The sequence below is a fragment of the Thioclava sediminum genome, from assembly GCF_002020355.1.
Taxonomy (GTDB): Bacteria; Pseudomonadota; Alphaproteobacteria; order Rhodobacterales; family Rhodobacteraceae; genus Thioclava; species Thioclava sediminum.
In genome coordinates this window covers 557,707-583,281 of sequence record NZ_MPZV01000003.1, presented here as the reverse complement: position 1 = coordinate 583,281, position 25,575 = coordinate 557,707, and the positions used below count along the sequence as shown (strand labels likewise).

Sequence of the window (25,575 nt, the reverse complement as noted above, 5' to 3'; positions counted from 1 at the left end):
CATGTGCTTATTTCGCGATCCGGTCGAGGATGCGCGCCCAGGAGCGGATGCCCTTGTGGAAGCTTTTGACGTCGTATTTCTCGTTCGGCGAGTGGATTGCGTCGTCGTCATTGGCGAAGCCGATCAGCATCGCGTCCATGCCGAGGATCGACTTGAAGTAGTAGCCGATCGGGATCGAGCCGCCCATGCCGACGATCACCGCCTCACGGTTCCATTCGTCCGAAAGCGCCTGACGCGCGGCTTCGAATTCGGGGCGCGAGGTGTCCATCACGGAAGCCGGTGCGCCATCGAGATCGCCGTCCCAGGTGATGCGCGCATCGACGGGCAGGCGTGCCTCGACATGGGCGCGCAGCGCCTTGCGGACGTGGGCGGGGTCCATGTCGCCCACGAGGCGGCAGGTGATCTTGCAATGCGCCTCGGCCGGGATCACGGTTTTCGAGCCCGCACCCTGATAGCCGCCCCAGAGGCCGTTGATCTCCAGCGTCGGGCGTGCCCATTGCTGCTCCAGCGTCGAATAGCCCTCTTCGCCATGCGGCACGGTCATGCCCGCGTGCTGAAGGTATTCCTTCTCGTCGAAGCCGCAGGTCTTCCACGCTTCCAGCTGTTCGGCCGGGACTTCGTGGACGCCCTCGTAGAAGCCATCCACCGCAACGCGGCCCTGATCGTCATGGAAGCTCGCGATAATCTTGGAAATCTCGCGCAGCGGGTTCAGGGCGGGGCCGCCGTAATGGCCCGAATGCAGATCGATGCGCGGCCCGTGCAGGGTGAATTCTTCCTTCAGCATGCCGCGCAGGCTGCCTGCGATCGAGGGCACGCCGGGCGAGACCATCGAGGTGTCGCAGATCAGCGCCAGATCGGAGGTCAGTTCTTCGCGGTTGTTCTCGAGGAAGGGCACCAGCGAGGGCGAGCCCGATTCTTCCTCGCCTTCAAGAAAGATCACAAGATTGCCAGGAAGCTCGCCGTTCACGGCCTTATAGGCGCGGCAGGCCTCGATGAAGGTCATCAGCTGACCCTTGTCGTCGGACGCGCCGCGACCACGGATGACGCGACCATTCTCGGTATCTTCGATCTGCGGCTCGAAGGGGGGCGTGTTCCACAGCTCCAGCGGGTCCACCGGCTGCACGTCATAGTGGCCGTAGAACAGAAGGCGCGGGCCGTCACCCTTGGAATGCGCAACCACCATCGGATGACCCGTGGTCGGACGCAATTCGGCGTCGAAGCCCAGCGATTTCAATTCTTTGACGAGCCATTCCGCAGCTTCGTGGGTCTCTTCACGATAGGCCGGATCGGTCGAGATCGAGCGGATTTTCAGCAGCTCGAAAAGACGGTCCATCGCGGCGTCCAGGCCGCTATCGATTTCGGTGAGAACCTCGTTCAGTGCCATGCTGGCCTCCTTTATTTTGGCCTCAGCCTAGGGCCGCGCGCGGGACTGTCCAGAGGGGGTGACGCAAGGGCGCGACAAATTGCGAAAACTGAATGTTTGCTTTTCATGACTATTTGCGACATTTTTGCCCTTCAGGGAGAGGAATTTGACATTTATCAATGTCGCGCTTTGTGGTGCCCGGTAGGGCAGACCCAGCGAACAGTCATGCAAGGGAAGCACGAGATGGATTACGACCGCGCACTCGATCAGGCGATTGACAAGCTGCACGAGGAAGGCCGCTATCGCGTCTTCATCGATATCGAGCGCGAGAAGGGTAATTTCCCCCACGCCGTCTGGACCAAGCCGGACGGGTCGAAGCAGGACATCACCATCTGGTGCGGCAACGACTATCTGGGCATGGGCCAGCATCCGGTCGTCCTGGCCGCGATGCACGAGGCGCTGGACGCCACGGGCGCAGGCTCGGGCGGGACGCGCAACATCTCGGGGACCACGGTCTATCACAAGCGGCTGGAGCACGAGATCGCCGATCTGCATGGCAAAGAGGCCGCGCTGGTCTTCTCCTCGGCCTATATCGCGAATGACGCGACGCTGAGCACGCTGCCCAAGCTGTTCCCCGGCCTCATCATCTATTCCGACGAGCTGAACCACGCCTCGATGATCGAAGGCATCCGTCGCAACGGCGGCGCCAAGCGCATCTTCCGTCACAATGACGTCGAACATCTGCGCGAATTGCTGGCCGCCGACGATCCGGCCGCGCCGAAGCTGATCGCCTTCGAGTCGGTCTATTCGATGGATGGCGATTTCGGTCCGATCTCCGAGCTGTGCGATCTGGCCGAGGAATTCGGCGCGCTGACCTATCTCGACGAGGTGCACGCGGTCGGCATGTATGGACCGCGCGGTGCCGGTATCGCCGAGAAGCTGGGCGAGATGGACCGGATCGACATCTTCAACGGCACGCTGGGCAAGGCCTTCGGCGTGTTCGGCGGCTATATCGCGGCGTCGGCCAAGATGGTGGACGCCGTGCGCTCCTATGCGCCGGGCTTCATCTTCACCACCTCGATCCCGCCGGCGGTTGCGGCTGGCGCTGCCGCGTCGATCGCCTTCCTGAAAGGCGAGGGCGGTCAGGAGCTGCGCGACAAGCAGCAGCTGCACGCGAAGATTCTCAAGATGCGCCTGAAAGGTATGGGCATGCCGATCATCGACCACGGCTCGCATATCGTGCCTGTGATCATCGGAGATCCCAAACATACCAAGGCCTTGTCGGACATGTTGCTCGACGAGTTCGGGGTCTATGTCCAGCCGATCAACTTCCCGACCGTGCCCCGCGGCACTGAGCGTCTGCGCTTCACGCCCTCGCCGGTGCACGACACCGGTATGATTGACGGTCTGGTCAAGGGCATGGACGCGCTTTGGGCGCGCTGTGAGCTAAATCGCGCCGAAGCCAGCGCGTAAGCCACATAGGCGCGTGCGCGGCTCGCTTGCTTGTGATAAGCCTTTGTTAATCGAAGGGGCTATTGGCTCCGAATCGACGCAGGCGGGCAACGGCAGGGACAGGCAGCATGATCGGGCGAAGGGCTAAACCTTCGACGGGGGACGAAGTCAAACCTAAAGGGTTCGACGATTTCGAACTTCGTCTTGGCGATGTGATGCGCGGCGAGCGGGCGACGCTCGCCAAATCGCTCCTTGATGTCCAGCGTGAACTCCGGATCAAAGCGGCCTATATCGCGGCCATCGAAGCCTGCGACGTGGAAGCTTTCGACACGCCTTCCTTCATCGCGGGCTATGTGCGCTCCTACGCGCGCTATCTCGGTCTTGACCCGGAATGGTCGTTCCAGCGCTTCTGCAACGAGGCTGGCTACTCGCCCGCCCATGGCATGTCCGAGGCCGCCTCTGGCCCGAAGCCGCAGCGCGACCCGAAAGACATGGCCGAGGCGCTCGCCAATCCCGCCTTCATTCCGCGCAAGGAATCGCTCTGGACCAAGATCGAGCCGCGCGCCGTCGGTGCGCTTTTCGTTCTGGCGCTGATCGGCGGCGGTATCGGCTATGGCGGCTGGACCGTTCTGCAGGAAGTGCAGCGTGTGCAGCTGACGCCCGTGGATCAGGCCCCCGGCGTGATGGCCGATCTCGACCCGCTCGACTCGGTCAAGGACGGGCCGGAGATGGCGCAGGCCGACGACACGCTGCCCGAGGTCAACCAACCCGAGCGTTCCGCGCGCATCTACCGTCCGGCGGCGCTCGACGCGCCGGTTCTGGTGTCGCGCGACGGACCGATCGCTTCGATCGATCCCAATGCGACTGGCGCGCTGGCCGGGCAGGGTGTGGGCGCCGCCGCTCCGGGTCTGACGCCCAATCTCATCGGTCTGGCGCAGTCCAACACGTCCCCGAACACGCCGCAGGGCACGCAACTCGCCTCGGCGGCGGGCCCCGAGAACAATATCCAATCCGCCGTCGCCAAGGCGCTGGGAGCGGATCAGCCCGACGTCGTCGTGCTGGCCGTGCGGCCGTCCTGGGTGCGGATCAAGTCTGCCGATGGCGCGACCCTGTTCGAGAAGGTCATGGATGCGGGCGAGCGTTACGTGCTGCCCAAGCTCGAGGAAGCGCCGACGATGCGCACCGGCGAATCCGGCGCGATTTATTTCGCGGTCAACGGCGTGACGCATGGCCCGGTCGGCAAGCGCGGTCAGGTCACGAAGAACATCAAGCTGTCCTCCGCCGCACTCGACGAGGACTATCCGGTCGCCAATCTCGCGCAGGACAAGGACCTCGCGAAGATGATCGCCGTGGCCGATGCGGGCGATGCCGCCGCGCCGGCCCAGACCGACCAGCAATAAACCGCAGATCACGATCCGCCCCGGCCCGTTGCACCGCAGCGGGCCTTGGCGTATCAGGAGCCGAGGTCTCGAAGGAGCGTTTGCATGTCTCTCAACCCGGTCCGTCCGTGGCGCAATATCTACCGCCGCAAGTCTCGCCAGATCATGGTCGGCAATGTCCCCGTCGGGGGCGATGCGCCGATCTCGGTGCAGACGATGACCAATACCGACAGCTCGGACGTGCGCGCGACGCTCGATCAGGTGATCCGCGCGGCGGATGTCGGCGCGGATATCGTGCGTGTCTCGACCCCGGACGAATCCAGCACGCGCGCCCTCCGCGAGATTTGCCGCGAAAGCCCGGTGCCGATCGTGGCGGATATCCATTTCCACTACAAACGCGCGATCGAGGCGGCGGAGGCGGGGGCGGCTTGCCTGCGCATCAACCCCGGCAATATCGGCGACGAGAAGCGCGTGGCCGAGGTCGTGCGCGCCGCCAAGGATCACGGCTGTTCGATCCGGATCGGCGTGAATGCAGGCTCGCTCGAGCGGCACCTGCTGGAGAAATACGGCGAGCCGTGCCCCGAGGCGATGGTCGAGAGCGCAATGGACCATATCCGCATTCTCGAGGATCACGATTTCCGCGAATATAAGATTTCGGTGAAGGCGTCGGACGTGTTCCTCGCCGCCGCGGCCTATCAGGGCATTGCGGATGCCACCGATGCGCCGATCCACCTTGGTATCACCGAAGCAGGGGGGCTGACCTCCGGCACGGTGAAATCAGCGATCGGTCTGGGCAACCTCCTGTGGATGGGCATTGGCGACACGCTGCGCGTCTCGCTCTCGGCCGATCCGGTCGAAGAGGTGAAGGTCGGTTTCGAGATCCTGAAGTCTCTGGGGCTGCGCACCCGCGGCGTGCAGATCATCTCCTGCCCGTCCTGCGCGCGTCAGGGCTTCGACGTGATTGCGACCGTGGCGGAGCTGGAAGAAAGGCTCGAACACATCAAGACCCCGATCTCCCTGTCGATTATCGGCTGCGTCGTGAACGGTCCCGGCGAGGCGCTGATGACCGATATCGGCTTTACCGGCGGCGGTGCCGGATCGGGCATGGTTTACATGGCCGGCAAGCAGGATCACAAGCAATCCAACGCGGATATGATCGACCATATCATTGAATTGGTTGAGAAAAAGGCTTCCGAGATCGAAGCGGAGAAAGCCGCCGCCGAATAAGCGGAAAAGTGCCGAAGCGCCCCCGAAATTGGCCCTTATCACGCTGCCGTGATAGGGTTCCGGGGGAACGAATTGGCGCACCTCCACATTTCCCTCCCCACAACGGAGAGAGGCCGTCCCTCGTGGCGGTCAGGGTAATAAAGGAGGTAATTCCAATGACCCGCAAGTTCGCAACTATCCTCGCTGCTGCCGCCAGCACCACGACGATCGCCGGTACCGCTTTTGCCGAGACCAGCCCGCCGCTGATGGCCACCGCCCAAGGCGAGTTCGATATCCACGCCGGGGTCGAGGCCTCGTCGAAAACGATCGCGACGGTCTCCGACGGCACCATCGTTCCGGTGGAAGGCTGTCTGCCTGATGGCACGATCTGTCAGGTGACTTTCGATGGTATGAATGGCTATGCGCCCGCAGGTCAGCTGGGTGTGATGGTCGATGGCCAGATGGCGCTTTTGTCGACCGGCCCGCAATCGGTCACCGTGAACCAGATCCAGGTCCCGGGTGATAACGCCAACAAGGATGGCCAAGGCGCTGCGGCACTGACCGGTGCTGCTGCTGGCGGGGCAGCCGGTGCGGCCGTGGGTGGCCCCGTGGGCGCCGTGGTCGGCGCGCTGATCGGTTCCGCCGGCGTGGGCGCTGCGGCCAAGCCCGAGCCGACCACGATCACCTGGGTCGAGAAGCACCCCGTCGCGCCGGTCTATCTCGACGGGGAAGTCGCGACCGGCAAGGTCATTCCGGACATGGTGACGCTGACGCCGGTGCCGGACAGCACCTATGCCTATGGCAACATCAACGACAACACGGTCTTCGTGAACCCTGATAGCCGCGCGATCGTCTACGTCGTGCCCGCCTCGTAAGGCTCGATGATAGAGACCATAAAGAAAGCCGGCGCCTCACCGCGCCGGCTTTTTTGTCTGGGTGGTTGCTTCGCATTCAGTTCTACGCGGTTCGCAGCCCAACGCGATCGGCTTGCCGCGTCGCGGGCCTCGGCCAGCGGCATGGTCCTCGCCGCTGGCGACTCGGGCGCTCCGGCTATTGAGCCGGGGTAGTCGTCAGCTCGCCCGCGGAAGCGCGTCTTGGTCCTCAATCACAGCGGGGGAGGTCGAGAATTGCGTCACGGCTTCGCGGAGCGCCTCGGCGAGGTCGTCGAGCATTTTGCTCGCAGCGGTGGTTTCTTCGAACATCGCGACATTCTGGCGGGTGGCGTGGTCGAGCTGTTCGACCGAACCGTTGATCGCTGCGAGGGTGCGGGACTGCTCCTCGGAGGAGCGCGCCATCTGGGCGACGCGCTGTGAAATCTCTTCGACCGATTTAACGATGCCTTCGAGCGAGGCGACGGTCTTGCTGACGAGTTCGACGCCGGTGCTGACCTGTTGGCCCGAGGCTTCAATCAGTGCGGTGATCTCTTTTGCGGAGGCGGAGGAGCGCTGCGCGAGGTCTCGCACTTCAGAGGCGACGACGGCGAAGCCGCGACCGGCCTCACCTGCGCGGGCAGCTTCCACACCAGCGTTGAGCGCAAGGAGGTTGGTCTGGAAAGCGATATCGTCGATCACCGAGGTGATGCGCTCGATCTGTTTCGAACTGGTTTCGATTTCGTTCATCGCGCGGATCGACTCGCTGACCACCGCAGCGCTTTCCTTGGCGACGGTTTCCGCATTGCTGGCCGCACTCGCAGCTTCGGCTGCCATTTTCGCGCCCGATTGCACCGAGGAGGTCAATTCGTTGAGCGAGGCGGCTGCGTCGGCAAGGGTGCCCGATTGCTTCTCAGCCCGGGTGGAGAGCGCGGCCGAGGCAGCGCTGATCTCGCCGATCTGTTGGCGGATGTCGACGCTGTGGCCGGTGACGAGGGCGATGGCGCCTTCGAGTTGCTCAATCGCCGTGTTAAAATTGACGGCGAGCCCCGCGTAATCCGCATCCACCTCACCGAGCCGGGCCTTGAGGTCCTTGCGCGAGAGTTGCTGCAGCGCGATTTCGAGTGCTTCGACGACGCGAGTCTGGCGCGCCGTGGTTTCGGCACGTTCCTGGGCGAGATCCTCTTCGGCCAGGCGGGCGAGGCGGGTCGCTTCTTCGACTTCACGCGCGTTGCGTTCCGCATCGACGCGCAGCGCCTCTGCCTTTTGGGCGGCTTCGCTCGCGGCGTCCTGCATCTGCTGGGCGCGCGTGGTCTCTCCCTCCGCTTGGCGACGGGCTTCGTCGGCTTGGGCGGTGGCGTCGATCGCCTCTGCCACGCGCTCTTCCATCGAGCTTTCCATGCGGCGGCGGTTGAGCACGGCATAGACGAGCACCGCCGTTTCGATGGCGACGGTCGCACCGTGGAAAAGCGAGCGCGAGACATTTTCCCAGATATCCGCGCTGGGATAGATCAGGCTGGGCATCAGGACCGAGAGCGCGAGGTGATGCACCACCACAGTCGCGGCGGCGAAGAAGATCGCGCGGTTGTCGACCATCACGATCAGCACGGCCATCAGCGCGAAAAACGAAAGGTGCGCATCGATTTGCCACGGATGGCCGGAGAGCGCAGCGGTAAGGGCCACGGCCTGGCCGATCACCCCTTGCGCGAGGATGGTGTTGCCGCGCCGCCGATCGCGCATCCGCCACCCGAGCAGAGCGGCAGAGGCGAAGACCCAGGCGGTCACGCTGGCCACGAGGAAGGCCGTGCCCACCAGATAGGCGGTTGCCGTGACGATGGCGGCCATGGCGACTGTCCCGAAGGCCAGCAATTTCCGCACCTGGCGCATATGCGCGTCTTTTTGTGGCGCTTGCACAGTGGTCGGCCCAGCGGTGTTCCCGTCAATCATCAGAGGTCCCTCAAATCTCGGCCGCCCCGCAGAGCCAGGCCATTTTCTTAGCGTCGAGAACGACCCATGCACCCGCCGCCCGCAGCCGGGCGAGCGTGCCCGGCGCATCTGCTGTCGCGAATTCCCCCAAGGGCGCGCGCACCGGTCCCACCGGGTGCGCCCCTGCGGCGGCGATCACCTGATCGGCGGCGCGCCAGGGTGGGACGACGACGAGGTACAGCCCCGCTTGGTCCTCTGGCAGCATGCCGAGGGCGGCGATTGGTGCGCAGAGCACCGAGAGGGTCATAAGCAGCAATTCGAGTCGCATCACAGTCCTTTTCGAGAGCAGGCTACGCGCGATCCATTAACGGCCCCCTAAGAGGTGAAAACTTCGGACTCTCACGGTAAAGGACATGAAAACGCCGCCCGGATCGTGATGAACCCGGACGGCGCTCGCAATCTTGAAAATCTTAATCCGAAAAACGCCTTGCGCGGCGTTCTTCAGGTGAAGGTCACTCGGATTGACGCTCCTCGGCAACCATTTTCGCCATTGCCGCTTCCGGCGCGTAACCGCGCAGCATTTGCCCGCCGATGACGAAGGCGGGCGTGCCCGAAATCGCCATGCGCTGCGCGAGCTGGTAGTTCTGACGCAGAACCTCGGTCACGGAGTCGTCGTTCATCTGCTTGAGGATCGGATCGGGATCGAGGCCCTGATCCTTGGCGATCTGGCTCAGGCTCTCGACGGTGAGATTGCCGCGCGCCTTCATCAGGGTGTCGTGCATCTTCGCATAGGCGTCGTCGCCGTCGATCTGCTTCGTCGCGACCGCGAAACGCGCCGCCAGTTCCGACTGCTGCCCGAGGATCGGGAATTCCTTCACGATGAAGCGGATATTGCCGTCTTTCGAGATCAGGTCCGAGACCTCGTCATAGGCTTTTTTGCAGTAGGTGCATTTGTAATCCATGAACTCGACGACGGTGATGTCGCCATCGGGATTACCGCCGACCCAGCTATAACCGTCCTCGAAGATATCCTTCGCATTGGTCTTGATCAGCTGCTTGTCGTTATCGGCCTGCTGCGCCTGCTGCTTGGCTTCCAACTCGTTGATCGCCTCGACCAGAACCTGCGGATTGGCCATCAGGTACTCGCGCACGGCGTCACCGAATGCGGATTTCTGGCTGTCGGACATGTTGGCGAAGTCGAAATCCTGCGCGGCTGCCGGTGTGAGCGGGGCGGCCGTGGCGAGCGCGGCGAAGGCGGTCGCGGCCAGAAGCGTGCGGAGCATGGGCGTATCCTTTGGATCGGGTCCTGTTGGTTCGCAAGCAACCTGACCGCTCGGGCGCGCGGGATCAAGAGGGCGTTAGCGCGCAGGGCGCGGCTTCATCTGGTGGCGCGCGGCGACATATGCGTGCAGTGACGCCGCATTGACGCTCGGGCGGCTTCGGCCTAACCCCTTGGGCGAAATCTCAAGCGGCAAGGAGTTGGCAGGATGCGGCAGTCGAAACGCGGGCAGGTGGAACCGTTCATCGCGATGGATGTGCTGCGCATGGCGGCAGAGGCGGAGGCTGCGGGCCGCGACATCGTGCATATGGAAGTGGGCCAGCCGGGTACCTCCGCGCCGAAAGCCGCCAAGCGCCGTCTGGCCGAAGCGCTGGAGAGCCAGCCGATGGGCTACACGGTGGCGTTGGGGCTGCCCTATCTGCGCGAGGGGATCGCGAAGCTCTACAAGCGTTGGTACGACATCGATCTGGATCCTGCGCGGGTGGTCATCACGTCGGGCTCTTCCGGGGCGTTCCAGCTGGCCTTCACGGCGCTGTTCGATGTGGGCGACAAGGTGGGGCTGGGCGAGCCGGGCTATCCGAGCTACCGCCAGATCCTCAAGGCGCTTTCGATCGAGCCGGTGGGCATTCCGACCGAGGCGCAGAACCGCTACCAGCCGACGCCCGAGGAAATCCCGGACGATCTGGCCGGGCTGATCGTGGCCTCGCCGGGCAACCCGTCGGGCACGATGCTGGGCAAGCCGGAGCTGCAGGCGCTGATCGAGCATTGTCAGGCCCGCGACATCGCTTTCATCTCGGACGAAATCTATCACGGGCTGCAATATGAGGGCCGTGCGGTCTCGGCGCTGGAGATTTCCGACGACGTCTTCGTGATCAATTCCTTCTCGAAATATTTCTCGATGACGGGCTGGCGCGTGGGCTGGATGGTGGTGCCGGAAAGCCATCTGCGCACCGTGGAACGTCTCGCGCAGCACATGTTCATCTGCGCCCCCCATGCGAGCCAGGTGGCGGCTCTGGGCGCGCTGGAGAGCCTCGACGAGATGGCCGAGAATGTCGCGCGCTACGGGCAGAGCCGCCAGATGCTGCTCGAAGAGCTGCCGAAGATGGGCTTCACCCGGATCGCGCCGCCCGATGGGGCGTTCTACCTCTATGCCGACGTGTCGGAGCTGACTGAGGATAGCGCCGCTTTCGCCGCGGAAATCCTCGAGAGCGTCGGGGTGGCGGTCACGCCGGGGATGGATTTCGACCCCCATCGCGGCGCGCAGACCATCCGCTTTTCCTATGCGCAAAGCCCCGAGCGGGTCGCCGAGGGGATCAAGCGGCTGCGGAGCTTCATGGAGAACCGCTGAGGTTGCGATGAGGGGCGCGCCCGACCCTTGGGTGGGCGCGCCGCCTCGTCGGTGGCTGGGCGCCCGCGCCAACGTGCCCATTCGCCCTTTGCTCCACGCGAACGCGGCCGCTATAGTGCCCGCAAAACGAAAGCGCATAAAAACGGGGCGCGTATGATCGGGCGGTTCATTCTTCTTCTCGCGATGTCTCTCGCGCTGGCTCTGCCTGCGCGGGCGCAGGACCTGTCGGCCTTGGCGCAATATGCGCCCGAGCGCAGCCAGATCGCGCAAAGCGGCGATAAGGTCGCGATCACGCTCGGCATCAGTCAGCCCGTGCCGTATCGCGCCTTTCTGCTGGCCGATCCCTACCGGCTGGTCATCGACTTCCGCGAGGTGAATTTCGGGGCCAACCCGCCGGAAACCCTGCTCAAGGGCAGCGATGCGATCAAAGGGCTGCGCTGGGGCAAGTTCCGGCCCGGCTGGTCGCGGATGGTGGCCGAGCTGGCTCATCCGATGCGCCTCGTTACCTCGGAAGAGCGCACCAAGGGCAACCCCGAGATCGCGCTGACGCTGGCGCAGGTGCCGGCGGCGAAGTTCACCCCGCGCAAGGGCGCCGCCGATTCCGCCCTGTGGGATCTGCCGCAACCCGCGCCGACCGTCGCGCCGCATCGCCGTCAGGACGGGACGCGACCGCTGAAAGTCGTGCTCGATCCCGGCCATGGCGGCATCGATCCGGGGGCGGAGGATGGCGGCGCGCATGAGGCCGATATCGTGCTGGGCTTCGCACGGCAGCTGCGGGATGCGATGCGCCGGGCGGGGATGCAGGTTGTGATGACCCGAGATCAGGACGTGTTCGTGCCGCTCGAAACCCGCGTGACCGTTGCGCGGGCGTCGGGCGCGGATATCTTCATCTCGCTCCATGCCGATTCCATCGCTGAGGGGAAGGCGACGGGCTCCACCATCTACCGGCTCGACGATCACGCCGAAACGGAAGCGACCCGCAAGCTCGTGCAGCGCCATGACCGCGACGATATCCTCGCGGGCGTCGATCTGAACGGGCAGGGCGATGCGATCACACATATCCTCGTCGATCTGGCGCGGCGCGATACGCAGCCGCGCTCGGTCCGGCTGTCGCAGGTGCTGGCGGGCGCGATCAAGGGCGCGGGGTTGCATATGCACAAACGCCCGGTGCAGGGCGCGAATTTCTCGGTGCTGAAATCGCCCGATATCCCTTCGGTCCTCGTGGAGCTGGGCTTCCTGTCGTCGCCCGCCGATCGCGCGCGGCTCAAGGATCCCGATTGGCGCGCACGAATGGCCGAGGCGATCACGAAAGGCGTCGAAACATGGGCGCAGGGCGATGCGGCGGAAGCGAAGCTTTTGCGCCAGTAATCGCGTTTTGTTCCCGGTCTGACGCGCGGTCATCCGCCCATTGAGCGGGATTGTGACCATGCGGAGTCTTCTCGGAAGCGTGAGCGCACATTACTTTGACCGTCACGAAGGCGCGATGTATAGGCTGGCGCGATGGGGTGATCTGCCCCGAGGCAAGGGGTGTATCTGTGATCCGTTTCATTCTCGGCTCGATCGGCGGCGTGTTTTCCTGGGTTGTGACCGGGCTGTTCTTTGCCGCGCTCACCATCGGGGCGATCTTCTGGATCTATTCGCGCGATCTGCCGAGCTATGACCAGCTTGCGCAATACCGCCCCAAGACCATCTCGCGCATCTATAACGGCGACGGCCGCCTGATCGACGAATTCGCCGAGCAGCGCCGCCTCTTCGTGCCGATCCGCGACATTCCCGACCGGGTGAAGGGCGCCTTCGTCTCGGCCGAGGACAAGAACTTCTACATCCACCCCGGTTTCGACCCGCGCGGGATCGCGGCGGCGATGTTCACGGCCGTGAAGTCGGGCGGGCGCGACGTGCGCGGCGCTTCGACGATCACCCAGCAGGTGACGAAGAACTTGCTTCTCTCCGCAGACCGCTCGGTGGAGCGCAAGATCAAGGAACTGATCCTGTCCTCGCGCATCGAGCATGTGCTGAGCAAGGACCGCATTCTCGAGCTCTACCTCAACGAAATCTATCTCGGGCAGAACTCCTACGGGGTCGCCGCTGCCGCGCAGACTTATTTCAACAAGCCGCTCGCCGATCTGACGGTGGGCGAGGCCGCTTATCTCGCGGCACTGCCGAAGAAGCCTGCCGATCTGCATCCCGTGCGCGACTACAAGACCGCCGTAGAGCGCCGCAACTACGTGCTCCGCCGGATGTACGAGGACGGCCGGATCGACAAGGCGACGATGGAGGCGGAGCAGAACAAGCCGCTGAAATCCGTGCAGAACGGCGATTACGCCCCGTTCCGTGCGCAGCTTCCGCCGCGCGACTATTTCACCGACGAAATTCGCCGTCAGCTGTCGAAGAGCTTCGGCGAAGAGGAATTCTTTGGCGGCGGCCTCACGATCCGCGCGACCGTGAACCCCGATCTGCAATCCCATGCGACGAAGGCGCTGCAACATGCGCTGGAGAAATACGACCGCGAGCAGGGCGTCTGGCGCGGCACCGGGGCGAAGATCGCCGAGGACAAGCTGAAGAACGAGGCCGACTGGCGCGCCGCGCTCTCCGATGTCTCGACCGCGAAAGCCCCGCGCGACATCGACGGCTGGCACCCGGCTGTGGTGCTGGGCTTCGAAGGCGGCTCGGCCCGCATCGGCATCGAAGGCATCGAGGAAGACAAAGACGGCCACTGGATCCCGCCCGAGGATGTGACCTGGGCGCGCAAGCTGAAGGATGACGGCAAGCTCGGTCCGCGCGCGAAACAGGCGCAGGACCTGCTGGAGACCGGCGACGTCGTCGAGGTCCGCGCGATGACGAAGGATAGCGACGGCTCCTTCATCCGCTGGACGCTGCGCCAGGTGCCGAAGGTCGAAGGCGCCTTCATGGCGATGGACGTGAATACCGGCCGCGTGCTGGCGATGCAGGGCGGCTTCTCGTATCAGTCCTCGGTCTATAACCGCGCCACGCAGGCGATGCGCCAGCCGGGCTCGAACTTCAAACCCTTCGTCTATGCGGCGGCGCTGGATTCCGGCTTCTCGCCCGAGACGATCGTGGTCGACGCGCCGATCGAGATCAACACGCCCCAAGGCATGTGGCGTCCGAAGAACGCGTCGAACAAATATTACGGCCCGACGCCGATGCGCACCGGCCTCGAGCATTCGCGGAACCTGATGACGATCCGGATCGCGCAGGAAATCGGCATGGAGACGGTCGCGGCCTATGCCGAGAAATTCGGCGTCTACGACCATATGCGCCAGTTCCTCGCCAATGCGCTCGGCGCGCAGGAAACGACGATGTTCCGCCTCATCTCGGCCTATGCGATGTTCGCCAATGGCGGCGAGCGGGTGGAGCCGACGCTGGTCGACCGCGTGCAGGACCGCTACGGCCGCACGATCTACCGCCACGACCAGCGCAGCTGCGCCAATTGCGAGGATCCGAACCTGCCCGAGGGGCAGGGGCCGAAGATCGTCAGCCACCGCGACCAGATCATCGACCCGATCACCGCCTATCAGATGATCTCGCTGATGGAGGGCGTGGTGAAGCGCGGCTCCGGCTACGGCGTCGATCTGCCGGTTCCGATCGCGGGCAAGACCGGCACCACCAACGACGCGAAGGACGTTTGGTTCACCGGTTTCAGCTCGAACATCGTGGCCTCGTGCTACATGGGCTACGACAACCCGCGCTCGCTGGGCCGTCACGCCTATGGCGGCACGCTCTGTGTGCCGGTGTTCAACGAGTTCATGCGTGAAGCGATCAAGGAATTCGGCGGCTCGAAGTTCAAGGTTCCGCCGGGCGGCACCTGGGCGAAGTTCAACCGCTATACCGGCGAGCGTCTCTCGGATTCCGCCACCGGCGAATTCGTGCAGGCGGAATATCTGCGCCCCGGTCAGGACATGTCGGGCCTCGGCTCGCTGGTCGTCGATGGCGGCTTCGCGATGGGCTCGAACCTGCCGCTGTTTGCGCAGGGCGAACGCGACGATGCGGGCTCCACCACGGTGACCACCTCGACCGGCCAGCAAAAGGTCATTCCGAAGAAGAAGGCCGATTTCGGCTCGCTCTCGGCAGGCGGCCTCTACTGAGCGCGCCGCGCGTCACAACCGACAGACACTAAAAAAGGGGGGCGTTCGCCCCCCTTTTTCCGTTTCTGCTCGATTATACGTGCCAGAGCTCTGGCGGTTCGGGCGTACCTAGAGACCCGTAAGGGGTAGGGGCCGCGCCCCCAAGCCCCGCTCAAAACCCTTCGTTGCCGTCGCCCTGCCAGGGCTTGGCCAGATCCGAGAAGCGCGTGAACTGGCTCTCGAAGGCCAATTCCACCGTGCCGATCGGCCCGTGACGCTGCTTGCCCAGGATCACCTCGGCCTTGCCATGCACGCGCTCGGCCTTCTGCATCCACTCGGCGAATTTCGGGTCGTCTTCCGGTGGCTTGAGACGCTCGTGATAATATTCGTCGCGATAGACGAACATCACCACGTCGGCATCCTGTTCGATCGAGCCCGATTCCCGAAGGTCGGAGAGCTGCGGGCGCTTGTCCTCGCGGCTTTCCACCGTCCGCGACAGCTGCGACAGCGCGACCACGGGGATGTTCAATTCCTTCGCGATGGCCTTCAGACCCATCGAGATCTCGCCGATCTCCTGCACGCGGTTGTCGCCCCGGCCCGAGCCGCGTAGCAGCTGCAGGTAGTCGACGATCACCACGTCGAGCCCATGCGTCCGCTTCAGACGGCGACAGCGCGCGGCGACCTGACCGATCGGCAGGGCGGGCGTGTCGTCGATATAGAGCGGGCATTTCTCCAGCGCCTTCGCGGCCTCGACGAAGCGGCGGAATTCGCTCTCCGTCATGTCGCCGCGGCGGATGCGCTCCGAGGGCACTTCCGAGGCTTCCGAGAGAATACGCGCGGCCAGCTGTTCGGCGCTCATCTCGAGCGAGAAGAACCCGACCACGCCGCCTTCGATCGCACCCTCGACCCCGTCATGGCGCATGCCCTTCTTGTAGGCCTTGCCGATATTGAAGGCGATGTTGGTCGCAAGCGAGGTTTTCCCCATCGAGGGACGCCCTGCAAGGATCAGCAAATCCGACGGGTGGAAGCCGCCGAGCTTCTTGTCGAGATCGACGAGCCCGGTCGAGACGCCGGCGAGCCCCCCGTCGCGCTGATAGGCGGCGTTGGCCGATTGCACGGCCTCGGTCACAGCCGACAGGAACGAGGTCCAGCCCTTCTGCGCCTGACCCTCTTCCGCGAGGGTGTAAAGCCGCTGCTCGGCGGATGCGATCTGCTCCTTCGGGTCGTCGTCGATCTGCGGCTTGCCCGCGCGCGACGAGATATCCTGGCCCAGTTCGATCAGCCCGCGGCGCACCGCCATCTCGTAGATCATCAGCGCATAGTCGCGCGCCGCATAGGCCGAGATCGCCGCCCCCGCCAGACGCGCCAGATAGGCCGGGCCGCCCAGTTCCTGAAGGCCCGCGTCGTCTTCGAGATAGGCTTTCAGCGTCACCGGCGAGGCGAGCGCGTTCTTCTGGATCTTCGCCGCCGCGACTTCGTAGATGCGCTGGTGCACCGGCTCGTAGAAATGCTCCGGTTTGATAACGGATGCGATCCGGTCGAAGATGTCGTTATTGGTGAGGATCGCGCCCAGAAGTTGCTGTTCCGCTTCGATATTATGGGGCAGTGCGGTGCCCTCTGCGGGCAAATTTCCGGGCTGTCCCTCATCGGGTCGTTGTGCCTGATCGTTCATGTACCTGCCTCGGTGTCCCCGTCCCTCTGCGCGGTCTTCTAGCCGCAGTCGGGGGAAAAGGGAATCTGGATAAGATTGGGGAAAACCCCGCTGTTTCAGCGGAGTTTTCGGAATTTATGGTGTTTGCCCGTGGAGAGCCTACCACATCTCGCGATTATTTTCGAAGCGCGAGATTCGGAGCTAAAACGCTCCCCAGAGCATCCACAGGATCATCCACAGGAATCTCCGGGCTGTTTCAGCCCTTGCGCGCGTCCTGCCACGGGCGCGGATCGCTCAGGAAGGCCTCGACCTCGTCGAGCGTTTCCTTCGAGAAGCTGCCCTGTGCGCGCGCCTCGGCCAACACATCCCACCAGGTGCACAGGTGATGCAGCTCGACGCCATGCTCGCGCAGGTTCGGCACGGTCTCGGGGAAGATCCCGTAGTAGAAGATCACCGCTGTATGGCCGCAGCTCGCGCCGGTGTCGCGGATCGCGTCGACGAAGCTCAGCTTCGAGCCGCCATCGGTGGTCAGATCCTCGACCAGCAGCACGCGCTGGCCTTCGGTCATCGCGCCCTCGATGCGGGCGTTGCGCCCGTAACCCTTCGGCTTCTTGCGCACATAGGTCATCGGCAGGGCCAGACGCTCGGCCACCATCGCGGCGAAGGGAATGCCCGCCGTCTCGCCGCCCGCGATATTGTCGAAGGCCTCGAAACCGGCCTCGCGCATCACCGTCACCGCGAGGAAATCCATCAGGGTCGAACGGATACGCGGGAAAGAGATCAGCTTGCGGCAATCGATATAGGTCGGCGAGGGCAGGCCGGAGGCGAGCGTGAAGGGCTCGTCGGCATTGAAATGCACCGCTTCGATTTCCAGAAGCATCCGCGCGGTCAGGCGGGCGATTTCTTCTTTGCTGGGGAAGGCGCTGGGGATCATCATCTCGTCCTTATCAAGGCTGGTTTCGGCTTGGTCTAAATATCCCCCGCGGAGCGTCCGTCGGCTGGCCCGGGAGCCTCCGGCGGGGATATTTGCGCCAAGGCGAAACTCAGCGTTTTACATGCCAATGGACCGGGAAACCCGGATCGAAGAGGGTGACGGGGCCCGCGCCGGTCTCGATCTTGGCGGGCCAAGTGTTGGGCTGGTCGGTCTTCTCGAGCGTCAGCGTGCCCTCGTTGACCGGCAGGCGGTAGAAATTCGGCCCGTTCCGCGAGGCAAACCCTTCGAGATTGTCGAGCGCGCCCGCCGCTTCGAACACATGTGCCAGAAGCGGCATCGTGTGCGTCGCGGTGAAACAGCCCGCGCAGCCGCAGGCGGTTTCCTTGGCGGCGTCCACATGCGGCGCAGAGTCGGTGCCAAGGAAGAAATGCGGATTGCCCGAGGTCGCGGCCTCGACCAGCGCCAGCCGATGCGTCTCGCGCTTGGCGACCGGCAGGCAGTAGTAATGCGGTTTGATCCCACCCACGAGGATATGGTTGCGGTTGATGATCAGGTGATGCGTGGTGATCGTCCCGCCCATGTCATCGCCCTGCGCGGCCACGTAATCCACGCCGTCCTTGGTGGTGATATGCTCCATCACGACGCGCAGGCCAGGGGTCTTGCGCCGGATCGGGTCGAGCACGGTCTCGATGAACACGGCCTCGCGGTCGAAGATGTCGACCTCGGGCCGGGTCACCTCGCCATGCACGCAAAGCGGCAGGCCGATCTCGGCCATCTTCTCCAGCACGCCGCGAACCTTGTCGAAATCGCGCACGCCCGAGTCCGAGTTCGTCGTGGCGCCCGCCGGATAGAGCTTCACCGCCTTGACCAGACCGGAGGCTGCGGCTTGCGCCACATCCTGCGGATCGGTCTTCTCGGTCAAGTAGAGCGTCATCAGCGGCTCGAAATCGCTCCCCTCGGGCAGCGCCTTCAGGATGCGCTCGCGATAGGCGGCAGCATCGTCTCCGCGCACCACGGGGGGCACGAGGTTCGGCATGATGATCGCGCGGGCGAAATCACGGGCGGTTTCGGGGGCGACACCTTCCAGCATCGCGCCATCGCGCAGATGCAGGTGCCAATCGTCGGGGCGGGGCAGGGTGATCGTGCTCATGAAAAAGTCCTTAGCCCGAGGCTGCGTGCAAATCCAGAGGGAGCGCGCATGCCGCGCCGCAGCAATTGCATGGCGGGGATGCGGAGATGGCGGTACCACTGGCAGCAAAGCTGACCTAAATTCAGTGCCAAGGGAGAAAACGACCTGAACGCTGAACCTCAGGAGGTTTCCAATGGCATTCGTTACCACCGCCCATGGCGAACAATCGATCTTTGCCCGTATGGGCCACGCAATCGCACAAGGCCTCGTCGCCTATATGGAGCGCCAGTCGCGCCAAGAGCAGATCCGTGCGCTCGACGCGAAAAGCGACGCTGAGCTGGCCGATATGGGTCTGACCCGTGACGGCATCGTGCGCCACGTGTTCCGCGATCGTTTCTACATCTGATCGCGGTTCGGGGCGCCCGGGCGTCTCGCATTGAAAAAGGGCGTGCCCCAGCCGGGGCGCGCCCTTTTTACGTTTCAGTCTCTCGATCGGGGCTCAGGCCGCGCCAGCCCGTTCTTGTGGCTCCGGCAACTCGACCCCCTGCTCGGCGAGCTTCTGGGCGAGCGCCTCATAGCGGTTGCGGAATTTCGGACGGTTCTGGCTGGTTCCGACCGCGCGGCACAGGATCGCTTCCAGCACCGGGCGGCGCGCTCGGCGCAGGTGGTCGACCAGCCGGATCACGTAGCGTTTCGAGAGCCGCCGGGCGCGGAAGAAGGTCCAGAACAGGGACGGAGTCAGCTTGCCCGCGCCCGCCGCGATCAGAACCTCGTCGAGAATATCCATATCGAGCAGCCCCGCCGCCGGGTCCGGGCCGATATGTCGGCACGGCATCAGCGACACGCAAGGTCGCGCGAACAGCGCCGCGTGCATCGCATCGAGCCGCTCGAACGGGTCATAGAAGACGAAGGCCCGCTCTACGCCGTCGAGCATTTCGGGCGCGAAGCCGTAGCGATCGGTAAAAGACATACGGCGGGTCTGCGGGAACCGGTCATCCCAGCCCGCGAGTGTCGGATCGAGTGTCGCCTGCGGTGCGAGCGCGATCACCGTGGCGCCGGGTGCCGCGACCGAGAAGGCGGCTGCCGCGTAGCCGCCAGGCCCCGCGCCGTAGAACACCACACGGTCGAAATCTTCAAAGAAGGCCTCGTCGACGAGGCGGTCGAAATAGGCATAGATGGCGGGATCGCGGAACCAGCTCTCGTCCGAAGCGATCACGCTGAGTGCGGACCAGCCCTCGTCGCGGGCGATCTTGTAGCCGAAGGGCAGGGCCTCTTCGCGATCGGCCTCGATCTGTGCGCGAGTCTCGAAGCTGACGATCAGGACGGGCGAGTCGTCGTGGAACAGCACTTCATGATCGGCGCCGAGCGGCTCGTAATAGCCGGTCTCGTCCGCGATCTTTTCCAGCCGTGCACGCCAGTCCGTGTCTGCCTTGTTCACCTTCGCCTCTTTTCAGCTTTCGTGCGCGCTTCGCTTGCTGCGAGCGCGGGCGGGACACCGCCAGTTCTGCTCAACCAACGTATCACCGCAAGAAAGGGGCACAAATAGGAGCCAAGCGAGGAATCTGCCGCCACATTTCTTAATGGGCAACAATCGGCCTAGTTGGCGGCGTTTGTTCACGGGTTCTCGGTAATTGCCGCTTTTGCGAGGCGAACCATGAGTTTAGCGGCTTGCGGCGAGAGCGGGCGGCTCGGCGGACAGAGAAGAAGCCTACCAAAAAGCGCGCGATACGGCTCCTCGCGCAATAGCGTGCGGGCCTTCGCTTTACGCCACATAACTGCCTTATTGTGCAGGCGGAGCAGGTCGGGATCGGCGCTCAGCTCGGCGAGGCGCGCCTGCGTGCCCGCATCGTGGCGACGGATCGAATCGTCCTCCACGTCCGAGAAATTCCGCTCCACCCAATAGGACATGTCGAAGGCGCCTGCCTGCCGGTTCGAGCGGCCGCGGTCGCATTTCACGAGGTAGCCCTCCATCGACCCAAGCGGATAATGGTTGAGCTGCACAAGGTCGTAAGGCGCGCTGCCCGGCGGGGTGAAAAGCTTCTGGCGCTGATATTGCGGCGGCAGTTTGCGCCCCGATCCGTCGACCCAGAGCGTGCCCGCCAGCTTGTCGTCCTGTGGCGCGCGGGGGCGGTGGACGCCGAGCTTGGCATAGGCGCCGGTATTGGCAAACAGCGTCTTGAACATCGACGCGCGCCACGGCCAGAGCATGTCCGGCGGCGCGCAGCGGGGGAACTGTTGCGTGACGGGGCGATCCTCGAAGCCGACCACGCCGCAATTGCCGAACAGCCGCCAAGTCATCGCGAAAGCGGTGGCCTGCGGGACGGCCTCGATCAGCGCGCCAAGCGTGCCGTCGCCGGTTTTTATGGTGACGAACTCGTCAACGTCGATCACCGCGATCCAGTCGGCCTCTGCCACCAGCGGATGCGCATCGGCCTGTTTCAGCGCCGCCCATTGCGGGCCTTCCTTCCACGGGCCGGGATTGGGCACATGGGTCAGCCAGCCGATCTCCTGCAACCGATCCAGCATCGCATCGGTGCCGTCGTCGCAGTCATTTGAAAAGACGAGGAAATCCGTGAAGCCAATGGCGCGGTGATGGGCCAGCCATTCCAGCAGAAACGGGCCTTCATTCTTGACGGATGTGATTGCGAGCGCACGCATTGCGCCACTGTAGTGAGGCCGCGCGCGCCCGCAAGTGTCTGGGATCACACGAGGACGTGGCGCGGCAGGGCGGCCACGCTTGCAGCGATTTCCTCGGTGCCGTCGGTCAGCTCCAGAATTTCATGGCTGATCTCGGGCGCGTCGATCAGCGCGGTCAGCACAGCCGCGACATGGCCGCGCGCGACCGAGCCGTAATTGAGCGCATGGGCCAGCGCCACGCGCCCGTCGCCCTCCTCATGGAGAAGCGTGCCGGGGCGCAGGATGACATAGTCGAGCCCGCTCGCGACCACGGCGGCATCTGCGGTCTTCTTCGCCAGCATGTAATGCTCGAAGCCCGGCTTGATCTCCTTGCCGCGCCCGGCATCGGGGAAGGCGGAGACGAGGTAGAGCCGCGGCACGCTCATCCGGTTCATCGCGGCAATCACGTCGAGCGGTGCCTCGCCGTCGATCCGGGTGGTGCGTTCGAGCCCCGAGCCCGCAGCCCCCGCCGAGAAGACAACCGCGTCATGGCCCTCGAACATCGGTTCGAAATCTCCCGCCGTCAGTTCCATCAGGTCGCCTTGGACGGGCGTCGCGCCCACCGAGCGCAGGCTGTCGGCCTGCTCGGGTTTGCGGTGCAGCGCGGTGAGCTCATGGCCTGCCGCGATCAGAAGCGGGACCAGCCGATGCCCGACGCCGCCTGTCGCGCCGATGACGAAAATGCGTGCCATGTTTTGTGTCCTTTCCTTTGCTCGGAGAGCTAGGTCAGGGCAGGCTGGGGTAAAGGCGCCGCTCTCAGTGCGTGGCCTCGTCAGGGGCTTCGACGGTGAAGAAGAAATCGTCGGGCAGGTCGCGGGCGTGCAGATCGTCGGGGATCACATGCGGACCGGTGTTGAACACGGCCGAGCCGAAGACATGCAGCATCCGCGAGAGCGCCTCGAAGCGCTCCGATGTCAGGGTCTCGTAGAACTCGCGCTGATCGGGGCGCGCCATCAATTCCTCGATCTTCGCGCGGTGGCAGGCGACAGCGTGATGATGCGCGGCGGCGATCTCGGGATCGGCCATCATGCGGTCGAACTCGGCGCGGGCGGCGGGCAGCATCCGCTGGATCGAACGATCCTCGACCGCGTTATGGTTCATCCGGAACCAGTAGTTCAGCCCCTGATCACGATCGACATGGTTCACCCGGCCGCGGTCGCGCTTCACGAGGAAGCTCTCGGCCGAGCGCACCGCGTAATGGTTCAGCTGCACCCAGTCATAGCCATAGGTGTCGAGCGTCGAGCGCCAGCCATTGCGGAACATCTCGCGCGGCATCGGCTGGCCCGAGCCGTTGAGCCAGTTCACCTGATCCCAGAGGTCCGGGTTCAGCCCTTTGGGCCGGTGCACGCCCAGCTTCTTGTAGAGCGCGATATTGCGAAACAGCGTCTTGAAGCCCCAGGCCTGATGCGGTTTGCGCACGATCTCGGGGGCGCAGCGGGTGAATTGCCCGGTGATGAAGCTGTCCTCGTATGCATGGACATCCGCATTGCCGAAGAGCCGCCAGGTGAGCGCGATCATGTTGGCCTCGCCCATCGCCTCATAGAGCGATTTCAGCGTGCCGTCGCCGATCTTCACATTGATGAACTCGTCCACATCCATGCAGATCGACCAGCCCGCCTTGGTGATTACCGGCTCATTCTCCGCCGCCGCCAGCGCCGCGTGCTGCGGTTTCATGTCGACCATCGTGCGGAAAGGGTTCTCGCGGTGCTGGACGTAGCCCTTGGCCTGCAGCAGATCGAGCATCGTATCGGTGCCGTCAGTGCAGTCGTTGGTATAGACGAGGAAATCATCCACGCCGATCGCGCGGTGATAGGCGATCCATTCGAGGATGAAGGGGCCTTCGTTCTTCATCGTGGTGACGATGGCGGTGCGGCCCGCCTCCACCGCCTGCGCGGGCGCGTCCTTCACCTTGGAGACCGGCGGTCGCACCGGCTTGAACCCCCAGATGTCGCGCGACAGGTGCAGCAGGCGTTCATCCTCGACCAGCGAGGTCTTGGGCGCGAGTTCCGCAGGTGAGGTGCCCGGCACCCGCAGCGCCATCGCGCGCCAGAAGCCGTAGGTCAGCCCCGGATCGGGGCGACAATAGCTGACGCGCAAGAGCCGCCATGTATTCTCCAGCCCGGCCTTTTGCGGCGCGCAGCCCCAGCGGGCGATACCGCGCCGCGCGTCGAACTGGCGGCAGATATGGTCGGGGAAGCGCGCGGGCTGATCGTTGCGCACGCGCCAAGGATAGATGCGGCGGCCCACCAGAAGGATCACACCGTTTTCGGCCTCTTGCGTGGCCTCGAACGCCGAGGGCTGGCCCGGCTCGCGTTCGGCCAAAAGGTCGGTCACGTCGAGCACCAGCACCGAGGCCGCCTTCGCGAAGAAGCGCCATTTCGCGATCTCGAAGATCAGTGCCTGACCCAGAGGGCTGCGCTGCGGATCGGGGGCAGGCGGCTCCATCCGGTCTTTGCCGGGTGCGTCGGGCGCGAGGAAGACATGGTTTTCCGGCCCCTGATCGAGCTTGCCCAGCGGCAGCGGGCTTTCCAAGATCGCGACCGGCAGGTCCAGCTCGCGCAGCGCCATGCCGGCCTCCAGTGCATCGGCGAAACTCTCACCGGTGCCTGCGGGGCTGTCCACGGGCGCGCGGTTCACGATCACCGCGCCGGTCGCGCCGTGATGGTCGTGATGCCAGCTCAGCCAATCGAGCACCGTCTCGACGCTTTCCTCCAGCCGCAGCCCGAACAGGCAGTTGCGGCCTTCGAACATCTCCCAATCGGGGCTAGCCGGGGTGATCTCGCGGAGGCTTGGCCCGTCTGGCCCGGACATCGCGGCCTGAATCGGGCCCGGCTCAGTCGGCTCGTAGATTGCCATCACCGCGCCCGCGACATTGCGGCCCTCGGCCAGATGCGCGGCCCCGGCAACGGCATCGAAGCTGAGATCCTCGGCCTGAGACGGCGCGGCGAAGAAGGCGCGCAGATGGTGACGGGGCCCGAGATCGGTCTCCTCGGTCCAGCCCACCGCGTCGAGCAGCGCGGGCTTGCCCGTTTGCGCCTGCATCCTGCGCCGGATCACTCGTTGCTTGCCCATATCGATCTCGAAACTGCCTCTCGTTCCAACTAGCACGCAGGGGGTGACGCGATAAAGAGCGCGCAATTGCCGGCAACCCGATTCCGGGCCGCGCCTGTCCAGGGTTCGATTTCGCCTCCGAACGGGGCGATTTCGCGCGGTGGGAATGGCGAAACCGGGGCAATCGCGGAGGAGCACGCGCAAGACCGGATGGGACGGGAAGAAAAAGGCGCTGAAAGTTCGATCGGGGCGACTCGCTTGCGTGATCGCGCCGTGTGCTTTGAGAGCCCGAAAAGACAGGTCCGAAGGCGGGGTGTCAGGCTTCTGGTAAGGTTTTCCTCACACGCGGCTCACCGACCCTGCCAGAAACGTGACCATTGGAACAGTTTGTCGCAGTTCAAACCGGGTGAATTTTGACCTAAGTCAAGTTCAGCACACGGATACTCCCATATCACAAGTGCATCGGGTTCTTGATCTCCCTGACGCGGCCCAAACCGCACAGAACCCGACCAGAGGAACAGACGTTCTCCCTCGTCTCTTCCCCAAAATGCGCCGCGGGTCTCCCTCCCGCGGCGCTTTAATTTTTCCTCCCCTCGAAATGTACGAGCCACCCGCGACGGCCCATGAAAAAAACCCTCCCGGTGAGGGGAGGGTTCAAACAGTTTCTGATCTGCTCGGGCGGTTATTTCGCCGGCGCGATCATCATCACCATCTGGCGGCCTTCGAGCTTGGGCATGTTTTCGACCTTGCCAAGCTCGCCCACATCGGTGCGGACGCGGTTGAGCAATTCGAGACCCAGATCCTGGTGCGCCATTTCGCGACCACGGAAGCGCAGGGTGACCTTCACCTTGTCGCCGTTCTCGAGGAACTTCACCACGTTGCGCATCTTGACGTCATAGTCGTGCACATCGGTGCCCGGGCGGAATTTGACTTCCTTGATTTCGATCGTCTTCTGCTTCTTGCGGGCTTCGGCTTCGCGCTTTTGCTGTTCGTATTTGAACTTGCCGAAATCCATGATCTTGCAGACGGGCGGATTGGCGTTGGGCGAGATCTCGACGAGATCGAGCCCGGCCTCTTCGGCCATGGTCATCGCTTCGCGCGGGGTAACCACGCCGACATTCTCGCCTTCCGCGCCAATGAGTCGAATCTCGTTCGCGCGGATACGGCCGTTCACTCGGGGGCCGGTGTCACGGGTCGGCGGGGCGTTATGGGGTCTGCGGGCTATGGTGG

The 25,575-nt window shown here is 64.2% G+C and carries 20 protein-coding genes; 8 read left to right on the top strand and 12 right to left on the bottom strand.

Features of this window, described 5'->3' with window-relative positions; all coding sequences use genetic code 11:
• Positions 1 to 7 precede the first annotated feature (7 nt).
• Positions 8 to 1,384 (bottom strand): dipeptidase, encoded by a 1,377-nt coding sequence (locus BMI91_RS15030; protein WP_078605726.1) that lies wholly within the window; start codon positions 1,382 to 1,384, stop codon positions 8 to 10.
• Positions 1,385 to 1,606: 222 nt separating this feature from the next.
• Between BMI91_RS15030 and hemA the strand changes: the two genes are divergently transcribed.
• From hemA to BMI91_RS15010, 4 genes are all read left to right on the top strand, one after another.
• Positions 1,607 to 2,836, top strand: coding sequence for a 5-aminolevulinate synthase (gene hemA / locus BMI91_RS15025; RefSeq protein WP_078549915.1), 1,230 nt, complete (start codon positions 1,607 to 1,609; stop codon positions 2,834 to 2,836).
• Between the two features lie 107 nt (positions 2,837 to 2,943).
• A complete protein-coding gene (locus tag BMI91_RS15020) occupies positions 2,944 to 4,215 on the top strand; it encodes a helix-turn-helix domain-containing protein (protein WP_078549917.1) in 1,272 nt (423 codons plus the stop codon).
• A gap of 84 nt (positions 4,216 to 4,299) precedes the next feature.
• Complete coding sequence (gene ispG / locus BMI91_RS15015; protein WP_078605725.1) at positions 4,300 to 5,421, top strand: flavodoxin-dependent (E)-4-hydroxy-3-methylbut-2-enyl-diphosphate synthase; 1,122 nt, start codon at positions 4,300 to 4,302, stop codon at positions 5,419 to 5,421.
• Positions 5,422 to 5,576: 155 nt separating this feature from the next.
• Complete coding sequence (locus tag BMI91_RS15010; protein ID WP_078605724.1) at positions 5,577 to 6,275, top strand: DUF1236 domain-containing protein; 699 nt, start codon at positions 5,577 to 5,579, stop codon at positions 6,273 to 6,275.
• Between the two features lie 195 nt (positions 6,276 to 6,470).
• Here BMI91_RS15010 and BMI91_RS15005 read toward each other — a convergent pair whose 3' ends face one another.
• The 3 genes from BMI91_RS15005 to BMI91_RS15000 form a co-directional block, all read right to left on the bottom strand.
• Positions 6,471 to 8,156, bottom strand: a complete 1,686-nt coding sequence (locus BMI91_RS15005) for a methyl-accepting chemotaxis protein (RefSeq protein ID WP_158522177.1) — start codon at positions 8,154 to 8,156, stop codon at positions 6,471 to 6,473.
• A 70-nt stretch (positions 8,157 to 8,226) separates the two neighbouring features.
• Positions 8,227 to 8,523, bottom strand: a complete 297-nt coding sequence (locus BMI91_RS19870) for a hypothetical protein (protein ID WP_146684117.1) — start codon at positions 8,521 to 8,523, stop codon at positions 8,227 to 8,229.
• A 184-nt stretch (positions 8,524 to 8,707) separates the two neighbouring features.
• Entirely contained in the window at positions 8,708 to 9,478 is a 771-nt protein-coding gene (locus BMI91_RS15000) for a DsbA family protein (protein ID WP_078605721.1), read from the bottom strand.
• A gap of 204 nt (positions 9,479 to 9,682) precedes the next feature.
• Between BMI91_RS15000 and BMI91_RS14995 the strand changes: the two genes are divergently transcribed.
• From BMI91_RS14995 to BMI91_RS14985, 3 genes are all read left to right on the top strand, one after another.
• Entirely contained in the window at positions 9,683 to 10,822 is a 1,140-nt protein-coding gene (locus BMI91_RS14995) for a pyridoxal phosphate-dependent aminotransferase (RefSeq protein ID WP_075775082.1), read from the top strand.
• Positions 10,823 to 10,975: 153 nt separating this feature from the next.
• Positions 10,976 to 12,190 (top strand): N-acetylmuramoyl-L-alanine amidase, encoded by a 1,215-nt coding sequence (locus BMI91_RS14990; protein WP_244176655.1) that lies wholly within the window; start codon positions 10,976 to 10,978, stop codon positions 12,188 to 12,190.
• Between the two features lie 167 nt (positions 12,191 to 12,357).
• On the top strand, positions 12,358 to 14,925 hold the full coding sequence (locus tag BMI91_RS14985) for a penicillin-binding protein 1A (RefSeq protein ID WP_078605720.1): 2,568 nt from the start codon (positions 12,358 to 12,360) through the stop codon (positions 14,923 to 14,925).
• Positions 14,926 to 15,076: 151 nt separating this feature from the next.
• Here BMI91_RS14985 and BMI91_RS14980 read toward each other — a convergent pair whose 3' ends face one another.
• The 3 genes from BMI91_RS14980 to pyrC form a co-directional block, all read right to left on the bottom strand.
• Positions 15,077 to 16,576: a replicative DNA helicase gene (locus tag BMI91_RS14980; RefSeq protein WP_078540536.1), complete on the bottom strand. Its 1,500-nt coding sequence runs from the start codon at positions 16,574 to 16,576 to the stop codon at positions 15,077 to 15,079.
• Between the two features lie 235 nt (positions 16,577 to 16,811).
• On the bottom strand, positions 16,812 to 17,489 hold the full coding sequence (locus tag BMI91_RS14975) for an orotate phosphoribosyltransferase (RefSeq protein WP_078605781.1): 678 nt from the start codon (positions 17,487 to 17,489) through the stop codon (positions 16,812 to 16,814).
• A gap of 109 nt (positions 17,490 to 17,598) precedes the next feature.
• Positions 17,599 to 18,639, bottom strand: a complete 1,041-nt coding sequence (gene pyrC, locus BMI91_RS14970) for a dihydroorotase (protein WP_078605718.1) — start codon at positions 18,637 to 18,639, stop codon at positions 17,599 to 17,601.
• A 172-nt stretch (positions 18,640 to 18,811) separates the two neighbouring features.
• Here pyrC and BMI91_RS14965 point away from each other — a divergent pair, with 172 nt between their 5' ends.
• Positions 18,812 to 19,024, top strand: coding sequence for a DUF1127 domain-containing protein (locus BMI91_RS14965; protein ID WP_078605716.1), 213 nt, complete (start codon positions 18,812 to 18,814; stop codon positions 19,022 to 19,024).
• 93 nt (positions 19,025 to 19,117) lie between these two features.
• Here BMI91_RS14965 and BMI91_RS14960 read toward each other — a convergent pair whose 3' ends face one another.
• From BMI91_RS14960 to infC, 5 genes are all read right to left on the bottom strand, one after another.
• Positions 19,118 to 20,056 (bottom strand): hypothetical protein, encoded by a 939-nt coding sequence (locus tag BMI91_RS14960; protein ID WP_078605714.1) that lies wholly within the window; start codon positions 20,054 to 20,056, stop codon positions 19,118 to 19,120.
• Between the two features lie 176 nt (positions 20,057 to 20,232).
• Positions 20,233 to 21,276: a glycosyltransferase family 2 protein gene (locus tag BMI91_RS14955; protein WP_078605712.1), complete on the bottom strand. Its 1,044-nt coding sequence runs from the start codon at positions 21,274 to 21,276 to the stop codon at positions 20,233 to 20,235.
• A gap of 44 nt (positions 21,277 to 21,320) precedes the next feature.
• On the bottom strand, positions 21,321 to 21,986 hold the full coding sequence (locus tag BMI91_RS14950; RefSeq protein ID WP_078605710.1) for an SDR family oxidoreductase: 666 nt from the start codon (positions 21,984 to 21,986) through the stop codon (positions 21,321 to 21,323).
• Between the two features lie 64 nt (positions 21,987 to 22,050).
• Positions 22,051 to 24,366 carry a glycosyltransferase family 2 protein gene (locus tag BMI91_RS14945; protein WP_078605708.1) on the bottom strand — a complete coding sequence of 772 codons (2,316 nt, stop codon included), beginning with the start codon at positions 24,364 to 24,366 and terminating at the stop codon, positions 22,051 to 22,053.
• Positions 24,367 to 25,027: 661 nt separating this feature from the next.
• A complete protein-coding gene (gene infC / locus BMI91_RS14940) occupies positions 25,028 to 25,519 on the bottom strand; it encodes a translation initiation factor IF-3 (RefSeq protein WP_244176654.1) in 492 nt (163 codons plus the stop codon).
• Between the last annotated feature and the right edge of the window lie 56 nt (positions 25,520 to 25,575).